This is a genomic window from Mesorhizobium sp. L2C066B000 (assembly GCF_000502335.1).
Lineage (GTDB): Bacteria > Pseudomonadota > Alphaproteobacteria > Rhizobiales > Rhizobiaceae > Mesorhizobium.
The window spans coordinates 1597863-1611309 of sequence record NZ_AYWZ01000001.1 but is presented as its reverse complement, the minus strand read 5'-3'; the positions used below and the strand labels follow the sequence as shown (position 1 = coordinate 1611309).

The following is a 13447-nucleotide window of genomic DNA, read 5'->3' as shown; positions in this document are numbered from 1 at the left end:
GACACCCCCTGAGCAGGTTTTTATTCCGACAGCACGAAGGGTGCGGTGTACTTGTCCACATTGTCCTTGGTGATGAGCAGGCAATCGAACAGTTGCTTCTCGCTGGTGGCGCCGGTAGCGCCCGTCTTGATGAACGAGTCGGCCTGCTGCACGGCCTTGGCCGAGAAGATGGCCACCGGCTGAAGCACGGTGTACTGCAGTTCGCCGGACTTGATGGCCGCAACCGCATCCGGGGAGCCGTCAAAGCCGCCGACCTTGATGCCGGCGAGCTTGCCGGCTTCCTTCAGCGCCGCAACCGCGCCAAGCGCCATTTCGTCGTTGCCGCTGATCACCGCGATGATGTCGGGATTGGCCTGCAGCATGCTCTGCATCTTGTCGTGTCCCTGGGTACGATCCCAGTTGGCGACCTGCGAAGCGGCCTTTTCGAGATCCGGATACTGGCTCAGCACAGTCGCGTAGCCGTTCGAGCGCGTGGCGGCGTTGTTGTCCGAGGGGGCGCCGAGCAGTTCGACATACTTGCCCTTTTCACCGACCGCCTGCACCCACTGCTGGGCGCCGAGAGCCGCACCCTGGGCGTTGTTGGAGACGAGCTGTCCCTTGGCAAGACCTTCCTGGTTGATCTCGGCATTGACGAGGAAAACCGGGATGTTGGCGGCAATCGCCTTCTTCACCGCGCCGACCGAACCATCGGCATTGGCCGGGTCGAGGATGATCGCCACCGACTTGTTGGTGATGGCGGTGTCGATCAGATTGCTTTCGGTATTGGTGTCGCCCTTGTGGGCGGCGACGTTGGCTGTATAGCCAAGCTTTTCGGCTTCGGCCTTGGCGACGTTGCCTTCGGTCAGCCAGTAGGGGTTGGCCGGATCGTTGACGATGATCGAGATCAGGCCCGCGGCCGATGCGGCTGCGCTAAACCCGACCACCATCGCGGCGGCAAGCAAACTTCTAAGCACGATTTTCATGTACATTCCTCCAATGATTTTACGCGGTCTTGCTGCCAGTCAGCTGGCAGTCTTCCCTTGGGCAGGATTGGCCGGTTCGGCCTTCCCCCGTTTCTGAGAAGTCGGTTGGCCGCCCGTCGAAGCTGGAAGCTTGCTACGGCGGCGATACTGAACGGCATTGAGGAGCACGGCGAGCACGATGACGGCGCCGGTGAACACTGTCTGCCAGTAGGATGAGATGCCGATGATCACCAGACCATCGGATAGGAAGCCGATGACGAAGGCTCCGAGCAAGGTGCCGCGAATGTTGCCGCGCCCGCCGGTGAGTGCGGCGCCGCCGATGACCACGGCGGCGATGGCCGTCAGTTCGTAGGTGGTGCCGGCGGTCGGCCCGGCCGAGGTCAGCTGCGAGGACAGGATCAGGCCGGCAATGGCGGCGCAGATGCCCGACAGCACATAGACCGAAATCTGCACGGTCTTGACCGGAACGCCGGAGAGTTCGGCGGCGCGCTCATTGCCGCCCGAGGCGTAGAGCCAGCGCCCGAACGCGGTGCGGTTCAGGACGATGCTGCCGATCAGCGCGATAACCGCCAGCACCACCACGCCGGTCGGCACGCCGAACAGGCGGTTGAAGCCGAGAGCATCGAAACCGGTGTTGCCCAACTCCGGCTTGCCGCCGAGATTGTTGTAGGTCAGGCCGCTGGTCATCAGCAGTGCCAGGCCGCGCGCCATGTACATGACGCCGAGCGTGGCGACGAAGGCCGGAACCTTGAACCGCGCGATCAGCACGCCGTTGATAAGCCCGACGGCCGCACCCAGCATGCAGGCCAGCACCGCGACCATCCAGACCGGCGGGTAGAGAACGACGCCCAGCCAGGTCAGCGTCACGCCCTGCATCAGAAACCCAGCGACGACGCCGGCAAGCCCGAGCGTCGACCCCACCGACAGGTCGATGCCGCCATTGAGGATGACCAGCAGCATGCCGACGGCGAGAATCCCGAAGATGGCGACATGCGAGGCCATGGTCAGGAAATTCGCCACCGAGAGGTAATAGGGCGACAGGATCGAGAAGACGACAATGATGACGATCAGGGCAAAGAAGGCCCGGCCTTCGAGCAGCAGCTTGGCCACGTCGAAGCCCTCGCCGCCCGCATTGGGGCTGGACTGTTTGCTGGCCTGGCTGACATCGCTCATGGGTCGGGGCTCCGAAATTCTATGGTCAGGCGACCACGGCTTCGCCGGAGGCGGCCATGATCTGCTCTTTGGTGGCGTTGGCGCCGAATTCGGCTGAAATCTTGCCGCGCCGCATCACGACGATGCGATGGGCGATGCTGAGGCACTCATTGACCTCCGAGGTCGAGAAGACGACCGCCAGGCCTTGCGCGGCACGCTCGCTGAGCAAGCGAAAGACTTCGGCCTTGGCGCCGACATCGATGCCGCGGCTCGGCTCGTCGAGAAGGATGACCTTGGGATCTGTCGTCAGCATCTTGCCGATGACGACCTTCTGCTGGTTGCCGCCCGACAGCGATCCGATCATGGCGTTGCCGCCCGCGGTCTTGATGGTCACCTTGCGGATCGAATCGTCGATCAGTGCGCGTTCCCTCGGCCGGGAGAGGAACAGGCCTTTCGCGAACGCCTCGATGCTGGCAAGCGACAGATTGCGGCCGACGGTCATGGTCTGAACCAGGCCGTCGCGCTGGCGATCCTCGGGGACCAGAACCAGACCTCGGGCGATGCGCTGGGCAATGGTCAGCCCCGAAACGTCCTCACCCTCCAGCAGCGCCCGCCCGCCCGCCATGGGCACACGGCCGGCGACGGCCTCCAGCAATTCCGTGCGGCCCGCGCCCATCAGCCCATAGATGCAGACGATCTCGCCCGCTTTGACATCCAGCGACAGATGATCGACGACGTAGCCTGAACCCGAAGCGTCGGTGACGCTGACATCCTCGATCGACAGCGCGACCTCACCAAACGCATGGCCGGTCGGCGGCGAGCCGAGGTCGAAATTCTCACCCACCATGTTGCGGACGATCCATTCGAGGTCGATGTCCTTGGCTTCGGCCGTCGCCGTGATCGCCCCGTCACGCAGCACGACGGCGTAGTCGGTGATCTGCAGCGCCTCTTCGAGGTGATGCGAGATGTAGACGATGGAGACACCGCGGCTGGTCAGATCGCGGATCACCTTGAACAGCACTTCGACCTCCGTGGCGCTCAGCGCGGAGGTCGGCTCGTCCATAATCAGGATGCGGCTGTCGACCGATAGCGCGCGTGCGATCTCGACGATCTGCTGCTGCCCCAGGCGCAGGTCCTCCACCAAGGTCATCGGATCGATGTCTTCTTCGAGGTCGGCCATCAGCGCCCGCGCTTGGCGCGACTCCTCGGCGAAGTCGAGGCCGGTTCTGGTGCGCAGTTCGCGGCCCATGAAGATGTTGTCGCGAACGCTCAGATTCGGCGCCAGGCTGAGCTCCTGGTGGATGATCGAAATGCCGCGGTCGCGCGCGTCCGAAGACGAGGAAAAGCTGACGAGATTGCCGTCGAGCACGATGTCGCCGGATGTCGGCGTGACCACGCCGGACAGGATCTTCATCAGCGTCGACTTGCCGGCGCCATTCTCTCCGAACAGGGTGGTGACCTTGCCGCGATGGATGTCGAAGTTGACGCCCTTGAGCGCGTGGACGCCGCCATACGACATGACGACATTGCGCGCCGAAAGCACGGCATCGCCAGTCGCGGGTTCTGTGCCGGCAGCCATTGTCATTTGACGTCCAGCCTCACCGGTGTGACCAGCCAGCTCTTCGGATTGACCAGCTTGAAGACGCCGACCACCGCTATTGTCTTGCCGGTCAAGGCGCTGGTGTCGACTTTCGCCAGCACCTCCTTCTTCATCTCGTTGTTCAGCGCCGAGCCGGCGTCCTGATACTCGATCTGGTTGGTGAACTGACCAAAGGTGATCTTGCCGGTGGCGTCGCGAAGCTCGGTGCCGTTGATCGCCGGCCCAGTCTGTACGCGGACGGTCAACGTGTCCGGCAAACCGTCGACGGCGACCTTGTAGATGCCCGATTTTCCCTCGCCGACGACGCCGGTGAACTTGACCGAGATGACCGGTCCGACTCCCGCCGGCACGCCATATTCCTTTTCGGCCGTCGCCCTGTCCTTGGCGATCGCCGTCGCCACCGTCGCGGCGTCGGCGGCACGCGCTTCGACATCGGCTTGCACCTTGGGGAATTCAGATTTGCCGTAGTCGGCCGCCGAAAACACGGCGTTGCGAACATCGCCGGCAGAGCCGATCTTGATCACCTTGGTGTCGAGCGCCATGGCGCCGAGCAGAACCAGAGCCGCGGCGCCGGCAAGTACCCGGCGCAAGCGGGGCGAAGCTTGCCGGGCGGTGGCAGCCTTCGCGCTCATGATGCAACCACCAGCGATTTTCCGTTGTCACGCATTCGAAGTTCCTCCGTTCACGCGGCGCTTCGCGGTCCCGGCTGCATCGTCGAGCTCGACCAGCGCGCGGGCCGTGCATTCGTCGGTGATCAGGCCGCTGAGATAACGGCTTTCGAGTACTGCCTTGATGGCGCGCACCTTCACCTTGCCGCCGGCGACGGCAACGATCCTGCGGCCCTTCAACTGATCGCGCGGAAGCGCCAGTATTCTTTCCGACAGCGCCGTTTCGACCGGACGCCCCTTGTCGTCGAAGAAATGCGCCAGCAATTCACCAACGCCGCCGTCACGCTTGACCTCGTCGATTTCGGAAGGCTCGATCATGCCGGTGGCGACCAGCGACGCCTCCCGCTCGGCCGTGCCTATTCCGACGAACATCAGGTCGGACCGGCTGGCGAGAGCGAACACATCGCTGATGCCGCGCTGGCCAAGCAGCACTTCGCGGTCCTCGGCGGTATTGGCGACAAAAGGCACCGGCATGACGAAAGCCTGCGCGCCGGTCCGCTCTGCCAGGCGATGCATGACGTCGTGCGGGTTGGCGGCGAATTTGCGCGTCACGCCGCCAAGCAGCGAGACGAAACGGATGTGAGCAGCAGTTGCGCGCGTCAGATATTCGACGCTGGCGGCAAGCGTGCGGCCATGGCCGACGCCGATCAGCATGTCTTCGCCGCGATCGATTTCGCGCTTCAGGAACTGGGCGCCGGCAATGCCCAGCCCCTTGAGCGGCAGTTCGTCCTGATCGAGATCGGGAACCACCTCGCAATAGTGGAGCCCATAGGCGGCGATCAGGCGCTGTTCCAGGTCGACGCATTCGGCGACGTCGCCGTCGATGAAGACCCTAACCAGACCTTCCTGGTTGGCCTTGGTGATCAGCCTATGCGCCTTGAGGCTGGTCAGGCCAAGCCGCTTGGCCACCTGGGCCTGGGTCAGACCACCGGCATAGTGCAGCCAGGCCGCGCGCGTGGCGAGGCTGGACTCATGGTCGCGGTTTGCGCTTCCGCCGGAATTCAAGCCATCCCCTCCCCAGGGTGATAATATTATCTTTGTGTGCAAAAATTTTCATACCTTTGCGCCGCTGTCAATCCCTCCGCAGATGGTTGCCTCAGCCGACGTTCGGCAGCCAACGCGAGCCTATTAGAAGGTAAGCATACAATATGACCATACGGTAGTGTTAATTTAACTTCAATTTGTGTTACCGTATCCAGTGACGGCATGAGCCCGTAGGCGCCGGCAAATCCCAATCCGGGTGCAAAATGGGAAGGTTGATGCACAGGGCGCAACAAGGGCAAATCGATCGGATTGCCTCAGGAAAAGCTAGGCGTCGGCGATCAAGCGATCAGTCCAGCCGCATCAGGTTCCTGCCTTCGAGCTCGACAACAGCGGCATCGACCTCCCGCGTGAGGCGCTCGGTGCTCCACCCCAACGCCCGCCCCGCGATCGCGGCAATCTCCTGCAGGTCGCGGCTCGTCAGCGAGCCGCCTATCGCCAACGTGCTGCGGCGCATAACGACATCGGCCAGATGTTCGACGAATTCGTTGCGCGCGATGTAGTCGATTTCCGCCTTGCCGTAGCCGCCGGAGTCCGGCAGGCAACCCTCATCATCCGACCCGTGCCTGGCGATCTCAACGGCTCTGGTCCCGTAGCGCGACAGCAATTGATCAAGGCGCCCTTCCCCGGCGCCCGTTGCCTGCTGTGCCTCAGCCAGCCAGTTCGCGCGCGCGGCGGCATTGGCCGGAAAATCCCGCCCACCGCCGATCGGCATCGACTGAGTCGACATCTTGCGGCTGCGCTGCAAGCGCATGAGTACGGTATCAGTGACTTCCTCGGCAAAGCCGCGGAACGTCGTCCATTTGCCGCCGACCAGCGAAATGACTGCAAAGGGCCTGTTGCCGTCCGGCTCGGCAACGGGCGCCGAATGATCGCGGCTGATCAGTCCGGGCGTCGCTGCTTCAGACGTCGGCAGCGGCCGGATGCCGCTATAGGCGTAGACGATCTGGTCGCGCTCGAACGCCATGCCCGGCAGCAGCGTTCGCACGCTGTCGAGCAGATAGTCGACTTCTTCGGGTTCGCAGCGGACCGCGTCCGGATTGTCGGCCTTGATGTCGGTCGAGCCGACCAGCGCCAGGCCGAGATAGTCGTAGACCAGGCAGATGCGGCCGTCATCGGCCTCGAAATAGAGCATGCGCCCGGCGAGGCTTTTGACCAGTTCGTCATGCCTTAACAGGATATGCGAGCCCTTGGTGCCGCCTATCATCTTCGATGGAGCACCAAGCAGCGCGTTGACGTCATCGATCCATGGACCGGCGGCGTTGATCACCAGCCTTGGTCGCACCGAAAAAGGGGTGCCGTTTTCCGGCTGGAAGGTGAGCACGCCATTGGCTGAAGCCGCCAGTGTCGTGTAGTTGGCACCGGCAGACGCCGCGTGAGCCTGCAAGCCGTCGAGGATCAGTTCCAGCACCAGCCTTTCCGGGTGACTTATCTTGGCGTCGTAGTAGGTGCCGGTGGCGACGATCGCCGGATTGAGCGCCGGCATCTCAACAAGCGCCTGCCGCCGCCCGACCATGCGGTGGCGCGGCATGACCTGGTTTCGTGAACCGTAGAAATCGTAGATCATCAAGCCGATCTTGATCAGCATGGCGCCGCGGCTGCGCGGCGCGCTGGTCGAGCCGAACAGCGTTCGCAACGCCGCGAGCATGCCCTTGCTCCACGAGAAGATCGGGATGACGGTCGGCAGCGGGCTGACATAGTGCGGCGCGTTTTGAAGAAGCAGATTGCGTTCGAGCGTCGACTGCGCCACCAGCCCGAACTCGCCCGTCTCGAGATATTTCAGGCCGCCGTGGATGAGCCTCGACGGCGCGGCACTGGTGCCCGAGCCGAAGTCCGCCTTGTCGACGATCAGGCAGCTGACACCTTGCGCGCACAGATCGCGAAACAGCCCTGCCCCGTTGATGCCGGCGCCAAGAATGACGACGTCGACCTCGCCGGTCCCGGCTATCGCGGCGAGACGCCCGGCGGGATTGTCCGCCCCTGCTCCGTCTGTTCGGCTCATGGCGCTTTCGTCTTGACGATGCGCAGTTTCACCCCGGCCCGCTCGAGGCTCTGCGCCTGCGCATCGCCGAGGCCCTCGGTCACCAGCACGGCGTCGAAACTGGTCAAATCGTCGAAGACATGCAGCGCGATCCGGTCGAATTTTGCGTGGTCCACCAAAAGGATGCGCTTCACGGAGGCGGTCATCATCGCCTGCTTGACCCGCACGACATTCGGATCCTGGATGAAAGCAGTGGTTCCGGTGACGGCCGAAGCCGAACAGATCAGCACATTGGCGCGCAACTGCGCCACGGCGTTCTCGCAGACAATGCCGATATAGGCATTGTAAGTGGGATGATACTGGCCGCCGAGGCAGATGAAATCGATATCGTCCACATTGATCAATTGGCCCGCCGTCGAGACGCTGTTGGAAACGACGGTCAGCGGCTTGACGTCGAGCAGCAGCGTCGCGACCGCGTTTGCCGTCGATGAATCGTCCAGCATCACCACCTGGCCGGCCTCGATATAATCCAGTGCCGCCCGCGCCAGTGCATCCTTCTCGGCTCGATTGACGGTCACCCGGTAGCGGAAAGCGCTCTCGTAGAGGCCGGAAGGCTGGACCGTCACCGCACCGTGCAGCTTGCGCAGCACGCCCTGCTGCGCCAGCCGGTCGATATGCCGGTGGATGGTCATGCGCGACACGCCGAAATGCTCGACCAGATCATCGATGCGCACCTGGCCGAGCTTGATCACATAATCGGCGATCTCTTCTCGTCGTTCGTCGGCCTTGATCATGCGTTTACCCCCGCCAGCCTTTCGATATCAGGCCAATGCGACTTCAGTTGCTCGGCTATGCGGCAGTAGAGCGAAAACCGCTCATTGAACACAGCACTGGAGGCGGGCACGGGTTGATACGTCCGCTCCGTCATCCCGACCTGCCTGGCGCCCTCTTGCGGCGTCTTGAACAAGCCGACCGCAGCACCTGCGCAAAGCGCGGCACCGAGGGCCGCGGTCTCATCCGTCGAGGTGACGGTGACCGGGGCGTTCAGCACGTCGGCAAACATCTGGACGAAAGCAGGATTGCGCGAGCCGCCCCCGGTCAGGCGGATCTCGCTGACGGCAAAGCCGTCGCGCAAGGCCTCGACATGGGTGCGGTGATTGAAGGCGATGCCTTCCAGAACCGCCTTCAGCATGTCGCCGCGATTGTGCCAGCCATGCAGGCCGACAAAGCTGCCGCTGGCCAAATCGCCATAGGGAGAGCCGAACAGATAGGGATGAAACAGGATGGTCGAAGGCTTCTTCAACGCCGCATCGATCTCTCCCGCCAGCAATTCGTGGAGGGAGCCGCGATCCGCGTTTGTTCTGTCTTGCTCCAAGCGACAGAAGGTGTCGAGAAACCAGTCGTAGTTCGCTGTCGAGGCCGGCGAGATCGACATGTTGTTCCAACGGCCCGCATCGATGGCGTTACGGCAGAACCAACGTCGGTCGACGCGCGGTTGCGAAGAGACGACTTCATTGATGGAATAGGTGCCGGCGACGATGGCGAGCACGCCCTCCTCATGGCAGCCCATGCCAAGCGCCGAGGCGGCCACGTCGTGCAGGCCGCAGGCGACCGGTGTTCCCTTGCGAAGGCCGGTCCTTTCGGCGGCATCGGCTGTGACTTGACCGGCGACGTCAGCCGAATGCCCCACCGGCGGCAGCGCGTTGAACAGATCCTCCAACCCGAAGATGCGCAGCGCTTCAGGCGCATAGGCTTGCGTGCGAAAATCCGTGAATGAAGTGCTGGCCTCCGTGCGGTCGGTCCCGATCGTGCCGGTCAGGCAAAAGCGCAACCAGTCCTTGCAGGCCAGCACACGGCCGATGCGGCCATAGCGATCAGGATCGTTCTGCTTAAGCCACGCCAGCAGCGCCGACGGCGCCGAAACATGCGGCGTCTGGCCTGTCGTCGCCAGCGCATCGGTGAAAACGGTACCGGCGGACCACCTGTCGACAATGTCGCCGGCGCGGCTGTCGAGCGACAGGATGCCTGGTCCCAAAGGCTGACGATCATGATCGAGCAGATAGAGACCATCGCCATGCGCGGTCGCCGCCACCGCCTTGATGTCTTCCGCCGGCCTGCCGGCGAGCGCGATCGCCTCCTTGATGGCGTCGGCTGTTGCTTGCCACAGGCCTGACATGTCGCGCTCCACCCAGCGCGCGTGGGGCATCGATTGCGGCACCCGGCGACGCGCCACGGACAATTGCGTGCCGTCGGCATCGAAGATGACCGCCTTGGTGACCGTGAGGCCGTTATCGATTCCGAGCAGGCTGGGCATGATCACCGCCTCTTTCAGCATTGGCGATTGCTACAGGGCGATCCTGCAGTCTGATGCAAGGGCGAAACACATGGCGACAACCCCGATAGAGCAAGGCGGATAAAATGGCAAAAGTACCTTGCCCCGACAAAACACCCATATCTTTATGTGAATTTAACGTCAACATGCGCGACAAAAACCGCTACCGCGCCGTTAGAGGGCATGAATGGATCTCGCGGTTGCCAGGCGACGCGTAATCAGCTGCTAAGGCCGTCACGGATGGCGCTGAAATAGCGGTCGGTTCCAACCTGCCCGCCCTTGAGTGCCACCTCCAGCCCATCGATCGCCTTGACGCGCGAGTGAGCGACGCAAAGCGGCGAGCCCGGCGACGCCGGCAACGGCATCCGCACGGTCAGCGCATCGACACCCATCTGGCCGAGCGCGTGGCTCGACGTATCGCCGCCGGCAACGACCACGCGCTGCAACTTCTGCTCGATGGTCAGCGCGCGAAGCAGTTCGCCGAGGCCCCGCCCGAGCTTGTGGCGGGCGCCTTCCTGGCGGTCGATTTCGCCCCCCCTATCGGCCGCGGGTCCAAGGGCCGTGTAGAGAACGACGCTGCGCCCGGCTTCCAGACTGGCGCGACCGGCTGCCGTCGCGCGTGCGATCGCATCTCCGGAAGCTTCGGAGATCAGTTCGACGGGATCGACCTCGATGCCATCGAAGCCGTCGGTCAAAGCGTGCCGGATCTGTCGTTCGGTCGTCGGCGAACAACTGCCCGAGACGACCGCGATCCGGTCGGCGGCACCTGGCGGCGAAAATCCTGGCTCAGCTCTGACTGTCCCACTCGACACCCATTCGGCCAGCAGCGCATATTCGATCCCGGACGAGCCGACGACGAACGAACCGCCCGGCTTGCGGGCGCGCCATATCCCCTTGCCGGCAAGCGCCTGCGTCTCGAGGCTGTCGACATCGACAAGTACGATGTCGGTGCCCTCAGCGAGCAAGCGGTCGAAGGCTTCCGAGCGCGACACCGACTGCAACGTCGCGAGATCGACCAGCCCCGATGTGAGCTCCGTCTGCCGCGACAGATGGATCAGCAGGTCGGATTCATCCATCGGCGTCGTCGGGTGGCGGCTCATCACCGGATGGCGGTCGATGCGGAAATACTTTTCACGATAGGCCGCGAACAAATGACCGAAGGCGGTGTAACGCTTGAGCTGCGGCGCCCCAACCAGCAGCGGCACGCTGTCCTGAGCGAAAACCGAGCGGCCGATCTCGATGGCGCGACCGATGCTGCCGATCGTCGGACTGGAATCGAAGGTCGAGCAGACCTTGTAGTGACAGATCGCGGCATTCAGCGTCTTCAGCCAAGCGAAGGCATCGCTCAGATGCGTGTCCATCCATTGTGGCGTCTCGCTGCGGCTGGTGCCGGCCAATCCAATGGCGCGGCAGTGGCTGAACTGCGCAAGCATGGCCGCGTCCGGCTGGCGCATGAACAGCACGGTCGGCACGCCGCCGAGTTCGAGCGCTTCCATGACGTCGGTCGAGCCGGTGAGGTCGTCGCCATAATAGCTGAGAAGCAGGTCTTGCATTGCTTCAGGCCGCTTTGCCGTCGCCGAATTTTTCGATCGACCGCGCCAGCTCCGGATGGCTCAAGGCGAAATCCGCCAGCGGAATGCCGTCGACCGCCGCCTGCCAGGCTTGCTGCACGGCACGCACCCCGGCGCCCGGTCCATCCGGATGGCTGACGATGCCGCCGCCGCACAGATAGAGCAGATCGACCGTCCGGCCGGTCCGTTCATAGGTCTCGGGTGCTTGCCCGCCCCATTGGCCGGAGCCCGCCACAGGCAAGGCGCAATCCTCAGGCGCAAAAATCGGCGTCGTCACCGCCTTGAAGGACTCGACGAAAGACGCGTCCGGCTCCCAGTATTTCGATTGGATGCCGTTGATCTGGAACTGGTCGACGCCGAGCAGCCGCCAGAACTGTTGCCAGACCTTGAAGTTCATACCGAGGCCGGGATGGCGGGTGAGGATGTCCCAGCCGTTGCGATGAGCGTGAAGCACCAGGCTGGAGCGTTTTCTCAAGAAGGCCAGGCCACCGAAACCGACGGAGTTGATGTTGACCACCGCGCAATTGCCGCCGGCCTTGGCCACCAGATCGTGATTGCGCATCATCTCGTCCGGGTCGGCATGCGAGATGCCGAAGGCGTACATCACCTTCTTGCCGGTCCTCTGCTCGTGGTCGAGGATCAGCGGCATGATTGCCTTTACCCGCTCCGCCAGCGGCGAATAGGCTGGGCTCATCAGCTTCTCATCGTCCTTGATGAAATCGACACCGGCGGCGATCAGCTCGCCCACCATCGCGGCGGTTTCGGGGGGCCGCAGCCCCAGCGCCGGCTTGACGATGGTGCCGATGATCGGCCGATCCGTGACACCTGTCAGCCTGCGGCTGCCGGCGACGCCGAATTGCGGACCTGGATGCGCGCCGCGGAATTGCTCCGGCAGCTTCATGTCGACAACGCGAATGCCGGTTAGGCCCTTGATCGAATAGGCGCCGCCGATGGCAATGGTCATCAGAGCCGACAGGTCGTGGCCGATGGCATCGAATGGAAAGGCGATGTCGACATCCGCGCGCTTGAACGGCCCGTTACCGGCCTCGGGAATGGAGGGGCGAAGTGCGTCCGGCAGGTGCCGAATGGCCAGGACACGCGCGGCCACCCGGGCTTTCAGTTCCTCGGTCTCGCCGGGCAGCGCGACGAAGGTTCCAGACGACTGGTCGCTGGCGATCTTGGCTGCCAGCGTCTCGATGCTGCCTGATGTCTCGATGCGGTAGGTGAGCGTGATCATGGTTCGTTGTCTGAGGCCGCAGGGGGTTCGAAAAGAGTTCCTTGATCGTCGGAATCTGGTATAATGAGTACATAAGCTTTGCAAGCAATATCCTGTCTGGCGGCTATGGGCGATCGGGGCGACAGCCATTCCGGGAACAGCTGCGGCAGTGTTAGATAGACACAGGTCAAGGGAGTGATTCGCGACGATGAACCGTTCGGAGCCGATCGTCCGGCGCAAACTTTCCGACGAAGTGTTTTTGCGGCTGAAGCGCCTGATCACCAGCGGAGAATTGACGCCGGGCGACGACATGCCGTCGGAGCGCGAGTTGATGGAGCGCTTCGAGGTCGGCCGTCCCGCGATCCGCGAGGCGATGCAGGCGCTGAGCAATATGGGCCTCGTCGCGATCTCGCATGGGGAACGCGCCAAGGTGCTGCAGCTGACCGCCAAGTCGATCATCAAGCAGGTCGATGGCGCAGCCAAGATCATCCTGTCGTCGTCGAAGGACACGTTGGAACACCTGAAAACGGCGCGCATCTTCTTCGAGCGCGGTATGGTCAGGGAAGCCGCCGAAAACGCCACTGCCGAGGACGTTGAGCAGCTGCGGGCCACAATTGCCGAACAGCGTGGCTTTCGCGGCGATTCCGAGGCTTTCATTTCAGCCGACATGAAGTTTCACACCCAGATCGCGGCCATTTCAGGCAACCCGATCTATATCGCCGTCAGCGAGGCGATGCTCGGTTGGCTGAAGGAATATCACACCGAAATGCTGATCTGGACCGGCAAGGAACAGTTCACGCTGACCGAGCATGAAGAGATCATCGGCCGCATCGAGAAGAAGGATGCCGACGGCGCCGAGAAGGCGATGATCAAGCACCTCGAGCGCTCGCGCGCGCTTTATGTGATGAACTCCGGCAACTGATT

11 protein-coding genes are annotated in these 13447 nt (G+C 63.1%); 1 reads left to right on the top strand and 10 read right to left on the bottom strand.

The features are described from left to right. Positions 1–20: 20 nt before the first annotated feature. From X733_RS158530 to oiaX, 10 genes are all read right to left on the bottom strand, one after another. The gene (locus X733_RS158530) at positions 21–968 is read right to left on the bottom strand and encodes a D-ribose ABC transporter substrate-binding protein (protein ID WP_023672597.1); all 948 of its coding nucleotides are present in this window, start codon (positions 966–968) and stop codon (positions 21–23) included. Positions 969–1001: 33 nt separating this feature from the next. Next, complete coding sequence (locus tag X733_RS158535; RefSeq protein WP_023672598.1) at positions 1002–2135, bottom strand: ABC transporter permease; 1134 nt, start codon at positions 2133–2135, stop codon at positions 1002–1004. 25 nt (positions 2136–2160) lie between these two features. Further along, a complete protein-coding gene (locus X733_RS158540; protein ID WP_023818099.1) occupies positions 2161–3699 on the bottom strand; it encodes a sugar ABC transporter ATP-binding protein in 1539 nt (512 codons plus the stop codon). Then, positions 3696–4346 carry a DUF2291 domain-containing protein gene (locus X733_RS158545; RefSeq protein ID WP_023818098.1) on the bottom strand — a complete coding sequence of 217 codons (651 nt, stop codon included), beginning with the start codon at positions 4344–4346 and terminating at the stop codon, positions 3696–3698. The genes X733_RS158540 and X733_RS158545 overlap by 4 nt, the downstream gene beginning before the upstream one ends. Before the next feature lie 27 nt (positions 4347–4373). After that, a complete protein-coding gene (locus X733_RS158550; RefSeq protein WP_023691085.1) occupies positions 4374–5387 on the bottom strand; it encodes a sugar-binding transcriptional regulator in 1014 nt (337 codons plus the stop codon). A 325-nt stretch (positions 5388–5712) separates the two neighbouring features. Then, entirely contained in the window at positions 5713–7425 is a 1713-nt protein-coding gene (locus tag X733_RS158555; protein ID WP_023818097.1) for a glycerol-3-phosphate dehydrogenase/oxidase, read from the bottom strand. Then, a complete protein-coding gene (locus tag X733_RS158560) occupies positions 7422–8198 on the bottom strand; it encodes a DeoR/GlpR family DNA-binding transcription regulator (RefSeq protein ID WP_031193112.1) in 777 nt (258 codons plus the stop codon). The genes X733_RS158555 and X733_RS158560 overlap by 4 nt, the downstream gene beginning before the upstream one ends. Further along, positions 8195–9718, bottom strand: a complete 1524-nt coding sequence (locus X733_RS158565; protein WP_023818096.1) for an FGGY-family carbohydrate kinase — start codon at positions 9716–9718, stop codon at positions 8195–8197. The genes X733_RS158560 and X733_RS158565 overlap by 4 nt, the downstream gene beginning before the upstream one ends. A gap of 236 nt (positions 9719–9954) precedes the next feature. After that, positions 9955–11289: a four-carbon acid sugar kinase family protein gene (locus X733_RS158570; RefSeq protein ID WP_023815457.1), complete on the bottom strand. Its 1335-nt coding sequence runs from the start codon at positions 11287–11289 to the stop codon at positions 9955–9957. Between the two features lie 4 nt (positions 11290–11293). Beyond that, positions 11294–12544, bottom strand: a complete 1251-nt coding sequence (oiaX, locus tag X733_RS158575) for a 3-oxo-isoapionate-4-phosphate decarboxylase OiaX (protein ID WP_023681698.1) — start codon at positions 12542–12544, stop codon at positions 11294–11296. Between the two features lie 187 nt (positions 12545–12731). Between oiaX and X733_RS158580 the strand changes: the two genes are divergently transcribed. Then, positions 12732–13445, top strand: coding sequence for a transcriptional regulator NanR (locus X733_RS158580; RefSeq protein WP_023672607.1), 714 nt, complete (start codon positions 12732–12734; stop codon positions 13443–13445). The last annotated feature ends 2 nt before the right edge of the window (positions 13446–13447 follow it).

What these genes read in the sequence shown, in the direction of transcription:
- X733_RS158570 (WP_023815457.1), bottom strand. Translation starts at nt 11,289, where the DNA reads ATGCAAGACCTGCTTCTCAGCTATTATGGCGACGACCTCACCGGCTCG.
- X733_RS158580 (WP_023672607.1), top strand. Translation starts at nt 12,732, where the DNA reads ATGAACCGTTCGGAGCCGATCGTCCGGCGCAAACTTTCCGACGAAGTG.
- X733_RS158540 (WP_023818099.1), bottom strand. Translation starts at nt 3,699, where the DNA reads ATGACAATGGCTGCCGGCACAGAACCCGCGACTGGCGATGCCGTGCTT.
- X733_RS158530 (WP_023672597.1), bottom strand. Translation starts at nt 968, where the DNA reads ATGTACATGAAAATCGTGCTTAGAAGTTTGCTTGCCGCCGCGATGGTG.
- X733_RS158555 (WP_023818097.1), bottom strand. Translation starts at nt 7,425, where the DNA reads ATGAGCCGAACAGACGGAGCAGGGGCGGACAATCCCGCCGGGCGTCTC.
- X733_RS158565 (WP_023818096.1), bottom strand. Translation starts at nt 9,718, where the DNA reads ATGCCCAGCCTGCTCGGAATCGATAACGGCCTCACGGTCACCAAGGCG.
- oiaX (WP_023681698.1), bottom strand. Translation starts at nt 12,544, where the DNA reads ATGATCACGCTCACCTACCGCATCGAGACATCAGGCAGCATCGAGACG.
- X733_RS158535 (WP_023672598.1), bottom strand. Translation starts at nt 2,135, where the DNA reads ATGAGCGATGTCAGCCAGGCCAGCAAACAGTCCAGCCCCAATGCGGGC.
- X733_RS158545 (WP_023818098.1), bottom strand. Translation starts at nt 4,346, where the DNA reads ATGAGCGCGAAGGCTGCCACCGCCCGGCAAGCTTCGCCCCGCTTGCGC.
- X733_RS158560 (WP_031193112.1), bottom strand. Translation starts at nt 8,198, where the DNA reads ATGATCAAGGCCGACGAACGACGAGAAGAGATCGCCGATTATGTGATC.